Source organism: Pseudomonas sp. 1928-m (genome assembly GCF_029269135.1).
Taxonomy (GTDB): domain Bacteria; phylum Pseudomonadota; class Gammaproteobacteria; order Pseudomonadales; family Pseudomonadaceae; genus Aquipseudomonas.
The window spans coordinates 1,650,894-1,666,693 of the sequence record NZ_JARIXO010000001.1 but is presented as its reverse complement, the minus strand read 5'-3'; the positions used below and the strand labels follow the sequence as shown (position 1 = coordinate 1,666,693).

The window sequence follows — 15,800 nt, the reverse complement described above, 5'->3', positions numbered from 1 at the left end:
GGGCGGCCATTACAGCCGCCCAGCGCAATCAGAAGTGGATAACGGTGCGGATGCTCTTGCCTTCATGCATCAGGTCAAAGGCCTTGTTGATATCTTCCAGCGGCATGTTGTGGGTGATAAAGGTATCCAGCGGGATTTCGCCCTTCTGCGCCTTTTCCACATAGCTCGGCAGCTCGGTACGGCCTTTGACGCCGCCGAACGCCGAACCGCGCCAGACGCGCCCGGTCACCAGCTGGAACGGACGTGTGCTGATTTCCTGACCGGCACCGGCCACGCCGATAATCACCGACTCACCCCAGCCCTTGTGTGCGCATTCCAGCGCCGCGCGCATCAGCTGCACATTGCCGACGCATTCGAAGGAATAGTCCACGCCGCCGTCGGTCATCTCGACGATGACATCCTGAATCGGCTTGGCGAAATCCTTAGGGTTAACGAAGTCAGTCGCACCCAGCTCACGGGCCACCTCGAACTTGGCCGGGTTGATATCGATGGCGATGATGCGCGAGGCCTTGGCCATCTTCGCGCCAATAATCGCCGCCAGGCCGATGCCACCAAGACCGAAAATCGCCACAGTCGCGCCCTCTTCCACCTTGGCGGTGTTGAGCACGGCACCGATGCCGGTGGTCACGCCGCAGCCAAGCAGGCAGACCTTCTCCAGCGGCGCATCCTTGGGGATCACCGCCAGGGAGACTTCCGGCAGCACGGTGTATTCGGAGAAGGTCGAGCAACCCATGTAGTGGTAGATCGGCTCGCCGTTGTAGCTGAAGCGGCTGGTACCATCGGGCATCAGGCCCTTGCCCTGGGTGGCGCGCACCGAGCTGCACAGGTTGGTTTTGCCGGATGTGCAGAACTTGCAGGTGCGGCATTCGGCGGTGTACAGCGGAATCACGTGGTCGCCGACCTGCACCGAGGTCACGCCCTCGCCGATGGCCTCGACGATACCGCCGCCTTCATGGCCGAGAATCGCCGGGAATACCCCTTCGGAATCCTCACCGGACAGGGTGTAGGCATCGGTGTGGCACACGCCAGTGGCGACAATGCGCACCAGCACTTCCCCGGCCTTGGGCGGCGCTACGTCGACTTCGACGATTTGCAGCGGCTGATTGGGGGCAAAGGCTACGGCAGCACGGGACTTGATCATGATCGCTCTCCAGCGGACTCAACGGTGGCGCAGAGTGTAGATCAGTGATGCAGATAGATAATCAGCCAAAAAACAAAACATTCTTGCTATACAGGGATAATTAATTCACACCAAGGACATCCGCCATGAATCGCTGGGAAGGCCTCGATGAATTTGTCGCCGTTGCCGAATGCGGCCAGTTCACCGCCGCCGCCGAACGCCTGAGCCTGTCGTCATCCCAGGTCAGCCGGCAGATTGCCCGCCTGGAAGAGCGCCTGCAAACCCGCCTGTTCTACCGCAGCACACGGCGGGTGGCGCTGACTGAAGCTGGGCAGACCTTTCTGCAACATTGCCAGCGCCTGCAGGACGCTCGCGAAGAAGCCCTGCGCGCCGTAGGCGATCTAGGCAGCGAACCCAAGGGCCTGCTGCGTATGACCTGCGCGGTGGCCTACGGCGAGCGCTTTATCGTGCCGCTGGTGACCGACTTTATGCTGCAGCATTCGCAATTGCGGGTGGATATAGAGCTAAGCAACCGCACCCTCGACCTGCTGCATGACGGCCTCGACCTGGCCATTCGCCTGGGCCGCCTGCAGGACTCGCGCCTGGTGGCTACGCGCCTGGCACCGCGGCAGATGTACCTGTGCGCCGCCCCCGAGTACCTGCAGCGCTACGGGCGCCCGCATTCGCTGTCAGAATTGGCGCGGCACAACTGCCTGATCGGCAGTTCGGATCTCTGGAGTTTTCAGGCCAGCGGCCGCGATTCCAGCCTGCGGGTACAGGGCAACTGGCGCTGCAACAGTGGCCAGGCGGTGTTAGAAGCGGCACTGCGCGGCCTTGGCCTGTGTCAGCTGCCGGATTACTACGTGCTGGAGCATCTGCGCAGCGGCGCGCTGGTGTCACTGTTGGACAACCAACAACCGCCGGATACCGCCGTGTGGGCGCTGTATCCACAGCAGCGCCACCTGTCACCCAAAGTGCGGCAACTGGTGGATTTTCTTAAGCAGGGGTTGGCCGCGCGGCCGGAATACCATCAGGACCGGCAACATCGTGTCACAGCCGCCCCGGAACCTAGCCGTTAAGCGCCTATCCTAAAAGTAGGTATGTAGACAGCCTGCACTTGATCCACAGCAGACACTGCCTCAATTAAGGAGAGCGTTATGCAAGTACTGGTAAACAGCGACAACCACATTGATGCGTCGCAGGAATTTATAACCAACGTTGGCACACGCGTGGGAGACAAGATCAAACGCTTCGAAGATCATCTCACCCGCGTCGAAGTCCATCTGCGTGATGAGAACGCTCACAAAGCCGGCGGCAATGATAAGCGCTGCCTGATCGAAGCCCGCCCCAAGGGCCGCGACCCGATTTCCGTATCGCATAATGCCGACCATCTCGAGCAGGCCATCGAGGGCGCCATCAGCAAGCTGACCACAGTACTTGAGCGCGATATCAGCAAGACCCGCGTCAATTAGCCAAACAATCCGGCGGCCCAGGCCGCCGGATTAGTCTTGCCAGAGCCCCGCGAGCAACTTCAGATCTTCTGGCCGGGTAACCTTGAGATTATCCCCGCGCCCCTCGATCAAACGGGGGGCATACCCAACCCACTCAATGGCCGAAGCCTCATCAGTGATGGCCGCGCCTGCGGCCAAAGCGGCGCTCAAAGCACGCTGCAATTCGCCAAGACGGAACATCTGCGGGGTAAAGGCCTGCCAGATAGTCGAACGATCCACCGTAGCCTGCACCCGACCATCAGCGCCAGCACGCTTGAGCGTATCGCGCGCCGGCACGGCCAACAGGCCGCCCACCGGATCATCGGCCAGCTCGCCAAGCAACAGATCCAGATCACTACGCGCCAGATTGGGCCGCGCGGCGTCATGTACCAGCACCCAATCCTGCTCCTGGGCACCCAGCTCACTCAGACGCAGCAAACCGCTGAGTACCGAGTCGGCACGCTCGGTACCACCATCGGCACGCTGGATACGCGGATCACTGGCACAGCCTAAGGTCGGCCAGTAGGGATCATCCGCCGCCAGGCTGACCACCACCGCACGCAGCTGCGGATGCTCAAGAAAGCACGCCAAGGTGTGTTCGATAATGCTTTTGCCGGCCAGCTGCAGGTACTGCTTGGGCCGCTCGGCGCGCATCCGGCTGCCAATGCCAGCAGCCGGGATCAGCGCCCAGAAAGGGGGTAACTCAGAGGTATTCATTCAGCCAACTGATAGAGGGTTTCGCCCTCTTTAAGCATGCCCAGCTCGTGGCGCGCACGCTCTTCGACGGTTTCCATCCCGCTTTTCAACTCCAGAACCTCGGCTTCGAGAATCCGGTTACGCTCCTGCAGCTGCTGGTTTTCGCCCTGTTGATCGGCGATCTGCTGCTGCAACTGGGCCACCTGCGCCAGGCTGCCATCGCCGACCCACAGGCGATACTGCAGACCTGCCAATACGGCAATCAGTACGATAAATACCCAGTAAAAATTATTGCGCATAGCGTAAGAAGCTTCCGAACGAAAAAGGGGCGACTCGCGCCGCCCCTCTTTTACCACGCATTGAGTGGTCACTGAAAACATCGCGAGCGAAGACTAGGCAAGGCAAAATCAGGCGAGGCAGCGGAGTTTACTGCAGTAAATGAGCATGCCGAGCCTGATTGACTCGCTTTGCTCGCCCTACGGGCCAGCCTGCGGCTGTTACTTCGCTTCGCTGCGTTGTAACGCCGCATAGTCGAGCGCAGCGGTTTTCAGCCACGGAACTCGGCGCGGCCTTTGTACGGAGCTTTACCCGCCAACTGCTCTTCGATACGCAGCAATTGGTTGTACTTGGACACGCGGTCCGAACGGCACAGCGAACCGGTCTTGATCTGGCCAGCAGCAGTACCAACAGCCAGATCGGCGATGGTGCTGTCTTCGGTTTCACCCGAGCGGTGCGAGATCACGGCAGTGTAACCGGCGGCCTTGGCCATTTGGATGGCTTCCAGCGTCTCGGTCAAGGTGCCGATCTGGTTGAACTTGATCAGGATCGAGTTGCCAATCGACTCGTCGATGCCGCGCTTGAGGATCTTGGTGTTGGTTACAAACAGGTCGTCGCCCACCAGCTGCACTTTGCTGCCGATCTTGTCAGTCAGCACTTTCCAGCCAGCCCAGTCGGACTCATCCATGCCGTCTTCGATGGAGATGATCGGGTAACGCTCGGACAGACCGGCCAGGTAGTCGGCGAAACCTTCAGCACTGAAGACTTTGCCTTCGCCAGCCAGGTCGTACTTGCCGTCTTTGAAGAATTCGCTGGAGGCGCAGTCCAGGGCCAGGGTGACATCGTCGCCCAGGGTGTAACCGGCATTGGCAACGGCTTCAGCAATGGCCGCCAGCGCGTCTTCGTTGGACGCCAGGTTCGGCGCAAAGCCACCTTCGTCACCGACGGAGGTGCTCAGGCCACGGGCCTTCAGCACGGCTTTAAGGTGGTGGAAAATCTCGGTACCCATGCGCAGCGCGTCGGCGAAAGTCTTGGCGCCAACCGGCTGAACCATGAATTCCTGGATATCAACGTTGTTATCGGCATGCTCGCCGCCGTTGATGATGTTCATCATCGGTACCGGCATCGAGTAGACGCCCGGAGTGCCATTCAGATCGGCGATGTGCGCGTACAGCGGCACGCCCTTGGCCTGAGCAGCAGCCTTGGCAGCGGCCAGGGACACGGCAAGGATGGCGTTGGCGCCCAGGGTGGCTTTGTTCTCGGTACCGTCGAGGGCAATCATCGCCAGGTCGAGGGCTTTCTGGTCGGTGGCATCTTTGCCCAACAGCAGGTCGCGGATCGGGCCATTGATGTTGGCCACGGCCTTCAGCACGCCCTTGCCCAGGTAACGGCTCTTGTCGCCATCACGCAATTCCAACGCTTCACGCGAACCGGTGGAGGCACCGGACGGCGCGCAGGCGCTGCCGATGATGCCGCCGTCGAGAATTACATCGGCTTCCACAGTTGGGTTACCACGGGAATCGAGAACCTCACGGCCTTTGATGTCGACGATCTTTGCCATTGCGTGTAGCACTCCAAAAAGTTGACGAAAAGGGTAGTACCGAGTTGCACACTCATTGCGCACCGAAGGTTAACCCAGCGCACAACATGTACTGACTATTTAGTCAGATTGTATACAAATGGCACTTTACCGGAGATTTGCCGTTTCAGGCAGTCTCAATCGGCGCAAAACTCTTGATCAAATCATCCAGCTGCTTGAGCTGGGTGAGGAACGGCTCCAGCTTGTCCAGACGCAGGGCGCAAGGGCCGTCGCATTTGGCATTGTCCGGGTCCGGGTGGGCTTCGAGAAACAGACCGGCCAGGCCCTGGCTCATGCCCGCCTTGGCCAGGTCGGTAACCTGGGCGCGGCGACCACCGGCAGAATCGGCGCGACCGCCCGGCATTTGCAGGGCGTGGGTCACGTCGAAGAACACCGGGTAGTTCATCTGCTTCATGATGCCGAAGCCGAGCATGTCCACCACCAGGTTGTTGTAGCCGAAGCTGGAGCCACGCTCGCAGAGGATCAACTGGTCATTACCGGCCTCTTCGCACTTGGCCAGGATGTGCTTCATCTCCTGGGGCGCGAGGAACTGGGCTTTCTTGATGTTGATCACCGCGCCGGTCTTGGCCATGGCCACGACCAGGTCGGTCTGCCGCGAAAGAAACGCCGGCAACTGGATAATGTCGCAGACCGCAGCCACTGGAGCCGCTTGCTCAGGCTCATGCACATCAGTGATCACCGGCACGCCGAAGGTCTTTTTGATTTCCTCAAAGACCTTCATGCCCTCTTCCAGACCTGGGCCACGGAATGAAGTTACGGACGAGCGGTTGGCCTTGTCGAAGCTGGCCTTGAATACGTAGGGAATGCCGAGCTTGTCGGTCACTCGCACGTACTCTTCACAGGCGCGCATGGCCAGATCGCGGGACTCAATTACGTTGATCCCGCCGAACAGCACGAACGGCTTATCGTTAGCGATTTCGATGCCGCCAACCTTGATAATTTTCTGCGTCATATCCCTAGGCCTTCTTGGCTTTCTGCGCCAACGCGGCAGTGACAAAGCCACTGAACAGCGGATGGCCATCGCGCGGAGTCGAGGTGAACTCGGGGTGGAACTGGCAAGCGACGAACCATGGATGATCCGGTGCTTCTACCACTTCAACCAGGGCGCCGTCGCCCGAGCGACCGGTGACCTTGAGGCCGGCGGAGGTGAGCTGCGGCAACAGGTTGTTGTTCACTTCATAGCGATGACGATGACGCTCGACGATCACATCCTTGCCGTAGCAGGCATGCACTTGCGAACCGGCCTGCAGCTGGCAGTCCTGCGCACCCAGGCGCATGGTGCCGCCCAGGTCGGAAGCGTCAGTACGCTGCTCGGTGACGCCGGTGGCGTCCTGCCATTCGGTGATCAGGCCGACCACTGGATGCTGGCTTGCGGTGTCGAACTCGGTGGAGTTGGCATCGCTCCAGCCCAGCACATTGCGGGCGAACTCGATAACCGCGACCTGCATGCCGAGGCAGATACCCAGGTAGGGAATCTTGTTCTCACGGGCGTACTGCACGGTCTTGATCTTGCCTTCCACGCCACGCAGACCGAAGCCACCTGGCACCAAAATGGCGTCAACGCCTTCGAGCAGCGCGGTGCCTTTGTTCTCGATGTCTTCGGAGTCGATATAACGCAGATTGACCTTGGTGCGGTTCTGGATACCGGCATGGCTCATCGCTTCGATCAGCGATTTGTAGGCGTCCAGCAGCTCCATGTACTTGCCAACCATGGCGATGGTGACTTCGTGCTCTGGATTCAGCTTGGCATCGACGACACGGTCCCACTCGGACAGATCGGCACCGTTGCATTCCAGGCCGAAGCGCTCGACGACGAAGTCATCCAGCCCCTGGGCATGCAGTACGCCAGGAATCTTGTAGATGGTGTCGACGTCTTCCAGGGAAATCACCGCACGCTCTTCAACGTTGGTGAACAGCGCGATCTTGCGACGCGAGGAGATATCGATCGGGTGGTCGGAACGGCAGATCAGCACGTCCGGCTGCAGGCCGATAGAGCGAAGCTCTTTAACCGAATGCTGAGTCGGCTTGGTCTTGGTTTCGCCAGCGGTGGCGATATACGGCACCAGAGTCAGGTGCATCAGCATGGCGCGCTTGGCACCTACTTCCACACGCAGCTGGCGAATCGCCTCAAGGAACGGCTGCGACTCGATGTCGCCGACCGTGCCGCCGATTTCAACCATGGCCACGTCAGCGTCGCCAGCACCCTTGATGATGCGGCGTTTGATTTCGTCGGTGATGTGCGGGATGACCTGAATGGTCGCGCCCAGGTAATCACCACGGCGCTCGCGGCGCAGCACGTCTTCGTAGACGCGGCCAGTGGTGAAGTTGTTGTTCTGGGTCATGGTGGTGCGGATAAACCGCTCATAGTGGCCCAGGTCAAGGTCGGTCTCAGCGCCGTCGTGGGTGACGAACACCTCACCGTGCTGGAACGGGCTCATGGTGCCCGGATCGACGTTGATATAGGGATCCAGCTTGAGCATGGTGACCTTCAGGCCCCGCGCCTCCAGGATAGCCGCCAATGAAGCCGAGGCGATGCCTTTCCCCAATGAAGAAACAACACCACCCGTGACGAATATGTAGCGCGTCATGAAAAACCCTAGAAGTCTGCGTTTAAGCGGTCAATGCCGCCGGGGAAAGCGAAGGAATACCGAAGCGGCTCTCTGCGATGCACTGCAATGAGCTAGCCCTGCCGATCCCCAAGGGGAGTCAACAAAAGCTGTAGTAAGACGGGAGCGTAGTCTACCGGAAAGGGCTTATCAGCTCAAACCTTGATCATTCGTCGGTGGCTGCCAATGCAATTGCCAACTGCCATCGGCGGCGCCCTGCAGACCTGGCAGGTTGGCAATCGCCACAACCTGGTTATCCAGACGCAGCAACGGCAGGCGATCACGGACAAAAGCCGGTACGCGCAGCTCATTGAACAAGCGCTTGAGATCGCGATGCCCACGCCCCGGTAAAAGAAGCTGATCGCCGCCCTGGCGGTAACCCAGCTGCCAGTTACCCGCAGGTAACTGACCTTCAATTCGCACAGTGCCATTAGCTGGCAATGCCAGTTGCTGATTGCCTTGAACCACTGCGCTGAACGGCGATGGCGAAATTAGCCAATCACCCGCCAACCACCATAGACACTCATCACTGCGGCGCAGCTCCCCCGTCGCCAGTTTCCAGATTGGCGCAGCATCCGGCGCGGCATCGCGCAGCGCCTGCCAGCCGGCCCAATGCTCGCTATCGGGCATCGCCGTGAGCGGCCTCAACCAATAACGCAGGGCATTGCGCTGGCGCGGCTCACTCAGATCGCGCAGCGTATGCAGTGCCAGATTTGGTAACGGCAGCCAGGCAAACTCGGCTGACACCTGCGCGGCAGCTATATCCTGCTGCGCCAATTCATCGAGCAACTGCGCGGCCTCGCTCAAGTGCGCGGCGCTACGGGCCATATTGGCTGAGGCCTGCGGCCAGCGACCAAGCAGCGCAGGCAACACCTGACGACGCAGGTAATTGCGCGAGAAGCGCTCATCGGTATTTGACGGATCTTCGATCCAGGACAACTTGTGCTCACGTGCATAAGCCAACAGCTCATCGCGCGAGCAGTTGAGTAGCGGCCGAACCAGCTGCCCCGCTCCCAATGTACGACTCACCGGCATGGCCGACAAACCCTGCACGCCGGCACCGCGCAACAGGCGAAACAACAGAGTTTCAGCCTGGTCATCGCGATGCTGCGCTGTCAGCAGCAGTTCATCTGCGCCAAGACAGGCAGCAAAAGCCGCGTAACGGGCCTCACGCGCCGCACGCTCAAGGCTGGCACCGGGAGCTACCTGGACATATTCAACCTGCAATGGCACAGACAAAGCTGTGCACAGCTCACGGCAATGAGCCGGCCAGGCATCAGCCGCAGCCTGCAGACCGTGATGAATATGAATGGCGGAAAGAGGCGGCAATGCCTCGCCTTGCGCGAGGCTGGCCAGCAGGTGCAGCAGCACCGTGGAATCCAGCCCGCCGGACAGGGCCACACACCAGCCCGAGGCACTACGCCAAGGCTGCAGGGCATCACGCAAACAAATATGCACAGGAGTCATCGGCCAAGCTTAAAACAACAACGGGCCCGAAGGCCCGTTGTATGCGCAACTGCCAAGCAATCAGGCAATCCCGTAGCTCATCAGACGCTCATAACGACGCTTGAGCAGCGCGTCGGTATCGAAGGTCTTGAGCATTGCCAGCTGCGTCAGTAAAGCCTGACGCACCGATTCGGCCGCAGCAGCCGGGTCGCTGTGCGCACCACCGAGCGGCTCACCAATCACCTGGTCAACAATGCCCAGGCCTTTCAGGCGCTCGGCAGTGATACCCATAGCCTCGGCGGCATCAGGGGCCTTTTCTGCAGTTTTCCACAGAATCGAGGCACAACCTTCCGGCGAGATCACCGAGTAGGTGGAGTACTGCAGCATGTTCAGCTGATCGCATACGCCAATCGCCAGGGCGCCGCCGGAACCACCCTCACCGATTACGGTGGCGATGATTGGGGTTTTCAGGCGCGCCATCACACGCAGGTTCCAGGCGATAGCTTCGCTCTGGTTGCGCTCTTCGGCGTCAATGCCTGGGTAGGCACCCGGGGTGTCGATAAAGGTCAGGATCGGCATTTTGAAGCGCTCGGCCATTTCCATCAGGCGGCAGGCCTTGCGGTAGCCCTCCGGGCGCGGCATGCCGAAGTTGCGGCGTACTTTTTCGCGAATTTCGCGGCCTTTCTGGTGACCGATGACCATTACCGGTTGATCGTCCAGGCGAGCTACACCGCCGACCAGGGCGGCGTCGTCGGAGAAGTGACGGTCGCCATGCAGCTCATCGAACTCGGTAAAGATGTGCTGCAGGTAATCCAAGGTGTAAGGACGGCGTGGGTGGCGCGCCAGCTGAGCGATCTGCCAGCTGCTCAGGTTGCCGAAAATGGTTTCGGTCAACGAGCTGCTCTTGTCCTGCAGGCGGGCGATTTCATCGTTGATGTTCAACGAGTTGTCGTTACCGACCAGGCGAAGCTCTTCGATCTTGGCTTGCAGGTCGGCGATCGGCTGTTCGAAATCGAGAAAATTCGGGTTCATAGTCATCCGTCTTGCGTCGACGGCCAAGTGGCCGGGAGCTGTATCCGTTATCGCGCCCTACCTTATAGCAGCAGGCGCATTCAGGTCGACACCCGGTTCTGCACGAAAGCCTTCAATACAGAACCCGCTGGGTATCACGACCGACCGGCGAAGCCTGAGCCTCGCAAATCAGCGGTAGTGCAAAAAGACGTTGTCGCGGCCGAACTGGTCACGCAATGCCTGAATCAGACTGTCAGCCGGCTCAATGCGCCAGCCTTCGCCAAACTGCAATTGCGCCTTGGCATCGTTGCCGCTGTAGTCGACGGTGATCGGGCACGCGCCGCGATGACGGCCGCACAAATCAGCCAGCCAACGCAGACGATCACCCTGCAAGGCACTGCTGGCGACCTTCAGACGCAGGCTGTCGGCCAGGCCGGTACGCGCTTCCTCCAGGCTCATCACGCGCTTGGCGCGCAAGCGCAGGCCACCGGAGAAGTCGTCATTGCTCACCTCGCCCTCGACCACAACCAGGGCGTCGGTTTGCAACAGGGCCTGAGCACTGTTGAACGCTTCGGCAAACAGGGAGGCCTCGATCCGCCCAGAGCGGTCGTCGAGGGTGATAAAGCCCATCTTGTCGCCCTTCTTGTTCTTCATCACCCGCAGGTTGACCACCAGGCCGGCAATCGTCTGATCGCCGCGGGCGGCTTTCAGGTCGACGATGCGCTGGCGGGCAAAACGCCGCACTTCGCCTTCGTACTCATCAATCGGGTGCCCGGTCAGGTACAGGCCCAGGGTGTCTTTCTCACCCTTGAGGCGTTCCTTCAGCGTCAGTTCACGGGCGCGCAGATGGTTGAGATAGACATCCGCCTCGGCATCGGCAAACACCCCGCCGAACAGGTCCATATGCCCGCTCTCGGCACTGCGTGCGGTCTGTTCGGCGGCCTGCACAGCCTCCTCCATCGCACCTAGCAATACCGCGCGGTTACGGTCGATATTGGCCTTGTAGGCTTTCAGCTCTTCATGGAAGTGCGGCCCTAGGCGATCCAGCGCACCGCTGCGAATCAGCGCTTCGAGGGTGCGCTTGTTGATGCGCTTGAGGTCGACCCGCGAGCAGAAGTCGAACAGGTCCTTGAACGGTCCGTCCTGACGCGCCTCGACGATGGCCTCCACTGGCCCCTCGCCGACGCCCTTAATTGCGCCCAGGCCGTAGACGATCCAGCCCTCATTGTTAACCGTGAACTTGAACTCGGAGATGTTCACATCCGGCGCATCGAGGCGCAGTTTCATGCTGCGGCATTCCTCGATCAGGGTGACCACCTTGTCGGTGTTGTGCATATCCGCCGACAACACCGCCGCCATAAAGGCCGCCGAGTGGTGCGCCTTGAGCCAGGCCGTCTGATACGAGAGCAAGCCATAGGCAGCGGAGTGGGATTTGTTGAAGCCGTAACCGGCGAACTTCTCCACCAGATCGAAGATGTTGCCCGCCAGGTTCGCATCGATCCCGTTGCTCGCGCAGCCTTCAATAAAGCCGCCGCGCTGCTTGGCCATCTCCTCGGGCTTTTTCTTACCCATGGCGCGGCGCAGCATATCCGCACCACCCAGGGTGTAGCCGGCCATGACTTGGGCGATCTGCATCACCTGTTCCTGGTACAGGATGATGCCGTAGGTCGGTTTCAGCACCGGCTCCAGGCCTGCGTACTGATAGTCCTGATGCGGGTAGGAAATCGGCTCGCGACCGTGCTTACGGTTGATAAAGTCGTCCACCATGCCCGACTGCAGCGGCCCCGGACGGAACAGCGCCACCAGAGCGATCATGTCTTCCAGGCAGTCGGGCTTGAGCTTTTTGATCAGTTCCTTCATGCCGCGCGATTCAAGCTGGAACACCGCGGTGGTCTCGGCTTTCTGCAGCATGCTGAACGTCGGTTTGTCGTCCAGCGGGATAAAGTCGATATTCAGATCCGGCAGGCCCTTCTTGGCCTGCTCGCGGTTGATGGTCTCCATCGCCCACTTGATGATCGTCAGGGTACGCAGGCCGAGGAAGTCGAACTTCACCAGGCCGGCGGATTCCACATCGTCCTTATCGAACTGGGTTACCAGGCCGCCGCCTTCATCATCACAGGCAATCGGCGAGAAGTCGGTAAGCTTGGTTGGCGCGATAACCACGCCGCCGGCATGCTTACCAGTACCGCGGCAGATGCCTTCGAGCTTGAGCGACATTTCCCAGATTTCCCGGGCGTCTTCGTCGACCTTGAGGAAGTCGCGCAGCGGCTCTTCCATCTCGTAGGCTTTTTCCAAGGTCATGCCGACTTCGAAAGGAATCATCTTCGACAGACGATCGGCCAGACCGTAGGACTTACCCTGCGCCCGCGCCACGTCGCGCACCACCGCCTTGGCCGCCATGGTGCCGAAGGTGATGATCTGGCTCACCGCATTGCGGCCGTATTTCTCGGCCACGTAATCGATCACCCGGTCGCGACCATCCATGCAGAAGTCGACGTCGAAGTCGGGCATGGAGACCCGTTCCGGGTTGAGGAAACGTTCGAACAGCAGGTCATAGGCCAACGGGTCGAGGTCGGTGATCTTCTGCACGTAAGCCACCAGTGAACCAGCACCCGACCCACGGCCCGGACCCACCGGGACGCCGTTGTTCTTCGCCCACTTGATAAAGTCCATAACGATCAAGAAGTAACCGGGGAAGCCCATCTGGATGATGATATCCAGCTCGAAATTCAGCCGATCAATATAGACCTGACGCTTCTCTTCGTAATTGGGCGTGGTTTCCTTTGGCCAGAGCACCGCCAGGCGTTCCTCCAAGCCCTCAAACGAAACCTGGCGAAAGTATTCGTCCATGGTCAGGCCAGCGGGCACCGGGAAATCCGGCAAGAAGTATTTGCCCAGCTGCACTTCGATATTGCAGCGCTTGGCAATCTCGATGGTATTTTCCAGCGCTTCCGGCAGGTCACTGAACAGCTCGGCCATTTCCTCCGGACTTTTCAGGTACTGCTGATCGGAATAGGTGCGCAGACGACGCGGGTCATCCAGGCTACGGCCTTCGCCGATGCACACGCGGGTTTCGTGGGCGGCGAAATCGTCTTGCTTGATAAAGCGCACATCATTGGTCGCCACCAGTGGCGCGCCGACCTTATCGGCCAGGGCCACCGCAGCGTGCAGATGCTCCTCGTCGTTAACCCGATTGGTGCGCTGCACTTCCAGGTAGAAACGCTCAGGGAACACGGCCAGCCATTCGCGCAGCACGGCCTCGGCTTCTTCCGGTTCGCCATCGAGCAAAGCGTGACCGACCTCGCCTTCCTTCGCGCCAGACAAGGCAATCAGACCCTCGGCCGCTTCCTTGACCCAATCACGCTGGATAATCACCAGGTCGTTACTCTGCCCTTCGCTCCAGCCGCGCGAGACCAGTTCGGTGAGGTTGCGGTAACCCTTGGCATTCATCGCCAGCAGGGTCATGCGGCTGAGCGGACCATCTTCATCGGCACTGGCCAACCAGATGTCGGCGCCGCAGATCGGCTTGATGCCGCCGCCCATGGCCGCCTTATAGAACTTCACCAACGAGCACATGTTGCTCATATCGGTGACCGCTACCGCTGGCATTCCGGCTGCCGCCACCGATTTGATCAGTGGTTTGACCCGCACCAGCCCATCAACCAGGGAAAACTCGGTGTGCAAACGCAGGTGGACGAACGAAGCGGTCATGGCAGTCCTATACAAAACGCAAAAACGACAAGGCAGGGATTGTACAACCGCAGCAGCGCGCGACAAGCGCTACCGGGCACAGGATAACGAGGGAATTTCGCCAGCGTTGTGTCAGTCGTCCAACAACGCACGTACCGGGCCAAAAGAGCGCCGGTGAATCGGGGTCGGCCCCAGGCGCCGTAACGCTTCCAGGTGTACCGGGGTGGGATATCCTTTGTGCCCGGCGATACCGTAACCGGGGTATCGCTGATCCAGTAACTGCATCTCGCGATCACGACTGACCTTGGCCAGGATCGATGCCGCGGCAATCGCCGGCACCTGGCTATCGCCCTTGATCACCGCAGCGCTGGGCACCTGCAGTTTCGGGCAGCGATTGCCATCGATCAGCGCCAGCTTGGGCGTGACGCTCAAGCCCTCGACCGCGCGCTGCATGGCCAGCATGGTGGCCTGCAGGATATTCAACTGATCGATTTCTTCGACCTCGGCACGGGCGATGCACCAGGCCAGGGCTTTTTCACGAATCTCGTCGAAAAGTTTTTCCCGACGCGCCTCGGTGAGCTTTTTCGAATCGTTCAGGCCGAGAATCGGCCGCGCCGGATCGAGGATCACCGCCGCCGTCACCACTGCACCACAAAGCGGGCCACGGCCGACTTCATCGACGCCGGCCACCAGTTCCTGCACCAGGGTGAAATCCAGCCCGAGCTGCATCAACCGCGCCCTGTCAGCTGCAGCACAGCCTGGGCGGCCTGCACCGAAGCATCACGCCGCAGCGCGCGGTGAATCACATCAAAGCCTTCGGTCTGCACCTCGCCGCCATCCAGCAATGGCGCCAGCAACTGAGCCAATGCCTCGGGTGTGGCAGCGTCCTGAATCATCTCAGGCACCAGCAAACGCTCGGCCAGTAGATTCGGCAGGGAAATATAAGCGCTGGTAACCAGGCGCTTGAGAATGCGATAGGTCAACGGCGCAACCTTATAAGCCACCACCATCGGCCGTTTGTAGAGCAGGGCCTCAAGAGTCGCCGTGCCGGAGGCGATCAGCACCGCATCACAGGCCGCCAACGCCTCATGGGAGCGACCATTGAGCAAGGTCAACGGCAGATCACGGCCCACCAGCATCTGCTCAAGCTGGGCACGACGCTCCGGGCTGGAGCATGGCAAGACAAACTGAATACCGGGGCGCAAAGTGCGCAAACGCACGGCAGCATCGAGAAACAGGCTGCCCAGGCGCGACACTTCGCCGCCACGGCTGCCCGGCATCAGGGCCACCACCGGCTGATCCTGCGCCAAATTCAGCGCCTCACGGGCCGCAGCGCGATCCGCCTGCTGCGGAATGGTATCGGCCAGCGGGTGGCCGACGAAACGCACCGGCACCTGATGATCCTGGTAGAACTGCGCCTCGAACGGGAACAGGGTCAGCATCAGGTCGCAGGCTTCGCGAATCTTCAGCACGCGCTTCTGCCGCCAAGCCCATACGGACGGGCTGACGTAATGCACGGTCTTGATACCCGCCTGACGCAGCTTGAGCTCCAGGGTCAGGTTGAAATCTGGCGCATCGATACCGATAAACACGTCCGGCTTGGCCGCGATCAAGCTGTTGATCAGTCGCTTGCGCCGTGACAGCAGTTCGGGAAGGCGGCCAAGTACTTCGACCAAGCCCATCACCGACAGACGCTCCATCGGGAAATAGGAGTTCAGCCCCTGGGCCTGCATCAGCGGGCCACCGACACCGATAAATTCGATCTGTGGGTATTGGGCTTTGAGGGCCTGCATCAGGCCCGCACCGAGAATATCGCCAGACGCCTCGCCGGCGACCAGCGCGACACGCATCAGGTCAGTCATAAA

13 protein-coding genes are annotated in these 15,800 nt (G+C 60.3%); 2 read left to right on the top strand and 11 right to left on the bottom strand.

Annotated features, from left to right (window positions below; all coding sequences use genetic code 11):
- Positions 1 to 28 precede the first annotated feature (28 nt).
- Positions 29 to 1,141 (bottom strand): S-(hydroxymethyl)glutathione dehydrogenase/class III alcohol dehydrogenase, encoded by a 1,113-nt coding sequence (locus P3C18_RS07490; RefSeq protein ID WP_275961202.1) that lies wholly within the window; start codon positions 1,139 to 1,141, stop codon positions 29 to 31.
- A 125-nt stretch (positions 1,142 to 1,266) separates the two neighbouring features.
- Here P3C18_RS07490 and P3C18_RS07485 point away from each other — a divergent pair, with 125 nt between their 5' ends.
- Together P3C18_RS07485 and P3C18_RS07480 are read left to right on the top strand one after the other, a co-directional pair.
- Complete coding sequence (locus P3C18_RS07485) at positions 1,267 to 2,199, top strand: LysR family transcriptional regulator (protein ID WP_275961201.1); 933 nt, start codon at positions 1,267 to 1,269, stop codon at positions 2,197 to 2,199.
- Positions 2,200 to 2,277: 78 nt separating this feature from the next.
- Entirely contained in the window at positions 2,278 to 2,592 is a 315-nt protein-coding gene (locus P3C18_RS07480) for an HPF/RaiA family ribosome-associated protein (protein WP_275961200.1), read from the top strand.
- A 30-nt stretch (positions 2,593 to 2,622) separates the two neighbouring features.
- On the opposite strand, the gene ispD is transcribed toward P3C18_RS07480, so the two are convergent.
- The 10 genes from ispD to lpxB all read right to left on the bottom strand — a co-directional run bounded on the left by ispD (position 2,623) and on the right by lpxB (position 15,797).
- Positions 2,623 to 3,327: a 2-C-methyl-D-erythritol 4-phosphate cytidylyltransferase gene (ispD, locus tag P3C18_RS07475; RefSeq protein WP_275961199.1), complete on the bottom strand. Its 705-nt coding sequence runs from the start codon at positions 3,325 to 3,327 to the stop codon at positions 2,623 to 2,625.
- A complete protein-coding gene (gene ftsB / locus P3C18_RS07470) occupies positions 3,324 to 3,605 on the bottom strand; it encodes a cell division protein FtsB (RefSeq protein WP_090248365.1) in 282 nt (93 codons plus the stop codon). The genes ispD and ftsB overlap by 4 nt, the downstream gene beginning before the upstream one ends.
- 248 nt (positions 3,606 to 3,853) lie before the next feature.
- Positions 3,854 to 5,143: a phosphopyruvate hydratase gene (gene eno / locus P3C18_RS07465; protein WP_275961198.1), complete on the bottom strand. Its 1,290-nt coding sequence runs from the start codon at positions 5,141 to 5,143 to the stop codon at positions 3,854 to 3,856.
- 145 nt (positions 5,144 to 5,288) lie between these two features.
- Positions 5,289 to 6,134, bottom strand: a complete 846-nt coding sequence (gene kdsA, locus P3C18_RS07460; protein WP_275961197.1) for a 3-deoxy-8-phosphooctulonate synthase — start codon at positions 6,132 to 6,134, stop codon at positions 5,289 to 5,291.
- 4 nt (positions 6,135 to 6,138) lie between these two features.
- A complete protein-coding gene (locus P3C18_RS07455) occupies positions 6,139 to 7,770 on the bottom strand; it encodes a CTP synthase (RefSeq protein ID WP_275961196.1) in 1,632 nt (543 codons plus the stop codon).
- A gap of 168 nt (positions 7,771 to 7,938) precedes the next feature.
- Positions 7,939 to 9,255, bottom strand: a complete 1,317-nt coding sequence (gene tilS / locus P3C18_RS07450; protein WP_275961195.1) for a tRNA lysidine(34) synthetase TilS — start codon at positions 9,253 to 9,255, stop codon at positions 7,939 to 7,941.
- 60 nt (positions 9,256 to 9,315) lie between these two features.
- On the bottom strand, positions 9,316 to 10,266 hold the full coding sequence (locus P3C18_RS07445) for an acetyl-CoA carboxylase carboxyltransferase subunit alpha (RefSeq protein WP_275961194.1): 951 nt from the start codon (positions 10,264 to 10,266) through the stop codon (positions 9,316 to 9,318).
- A 168-nt stretch (positions 10,267 to 10,434) separates the two neighbouring features.
- Positions 10,435 to 13,956: a DNA polymerase III subunit alpha gene (gene dnaE / locus P3C18_RS07440; RefSeq protein ID WP_275961193.1), complete on the bottom strand. Its 3,522-nt coding sequence runs from the start codon at positions 13,954 to 13,956 to the stop codon at positions 10,435 to 10,437.
- A gap of 111 nt (positions 13,957 to 14,067) precedes the next feature.
- Complete coding sequence (rnhB, locus tag P3C18_RS07435) at positions 14,068 to 14,664, bottom strand: ribonuclease HII (RefSeq protein WP_275961192.1); 597 nt, start codon at positions 14,662 to 14,664, stop codon at positions 14,068 to 14,070.
- Positions 14,664 to 15,797, bottom strand: a complete 1,134-nt coding sequence (lpxB, locus tag P3C18_RS07430) for a lipid-A-disaccharide synthase (protein ID WP_275961191.1) — start codon at positions 15,795 to 15,797, stop codon at positions 14,664 to 14,666. Before lpxB ends, rnhB begins: the two co-directional genes overlap by 1 nt.
- Positions 15,798 to 15,800: the final 3 nt, after the last annotated feature.

Coding starts and splice junctions, on each gene's coding strand:
- P3C18_RS07490 (WP_275961202.1), bottom strand. CDS start 1,141: ATGATCAAGTCCCGTGCTGCCGTAGCCTTTGCCCCCAATCAGCCGCTG.
- P3C18_RS07485 (WP_275961201.1), top strand. CDS start 1,267: ATGAATCGCTGGGAAGGCCTCGATGAATTTGTCGCCGTTGCCGAATGC.
- P3C18_RS07480 (WP_275961200.1), top strand. CDS start 2,278: ATGCAAGTACTGGTAAACAGCGACAACCACATTGATGCGTCGCAGGAA.
- ispD (WP_275961199.1), bottom strand. CDS start 3,327: ATGAATACCTCTGAGTTACCCCCTTTCTGGGCGCTGATCCCGGCTGCT.
- ftsB (WP_090248365.1), bottom strand. CDS start 3,605: ATGCGCAATAATTTTTACTGGGTATTTATCGTACTGATTGCCGTATTG.
- eno (WP_275961198.1), bottom strand. CDS start 5,143: ATGGCAAAGATCGTCGACATCAAAGGCCGTGAGGTTCTCGATTCCCGT.
- kdsA (WP_275961197.1), bottom strand. CDS start 6,134: ATGACGCAGAAAATTATCAAGGTTGGCGGCATCGAAATCGCTAACGAT.
- P3C18_RS07455 (WP_275961196.1), bottom strand. CDS start 7,770: ATGACGCGCTACATATTCGTCACGGGTGGTGTTGTTTCTTCATTGGGG.
- tilS (WP_275961195.1), bottom strand. CDS start 9,255: ATGACTCCTGTGCATATTTGTTTGCGTGATGCCCTGCAGCCTTGGCGT.
- P3C18_RS07445 (WP_275961194.1), bottom strand. CDS start 10,266: ATGAACCCGAATTTTCTCGATTTCGAACAGCCGATCGCCGACCTGCAA.
- dnaE (WP_275961193.1), bottom strand. CDS start 13,956: ATGACCGCTTCGTTCGTCCACCTGCGTTTGCACACCGAGTTTTCCCTG.
- rnhB (WP_275961192.1), bottom strand. CDS start 14,664: ATGCAGCTCGGGCTGGATTTCACCCTGGTGCAGGAACTGGTGGCCGGC.
- lpxB (WP_275961191.1), bottom strand. CDS start 15,797: ATGACTGACCTGATGCGTGTCGCGCTGGTCGCCGGCGAGGCGTCTGGC.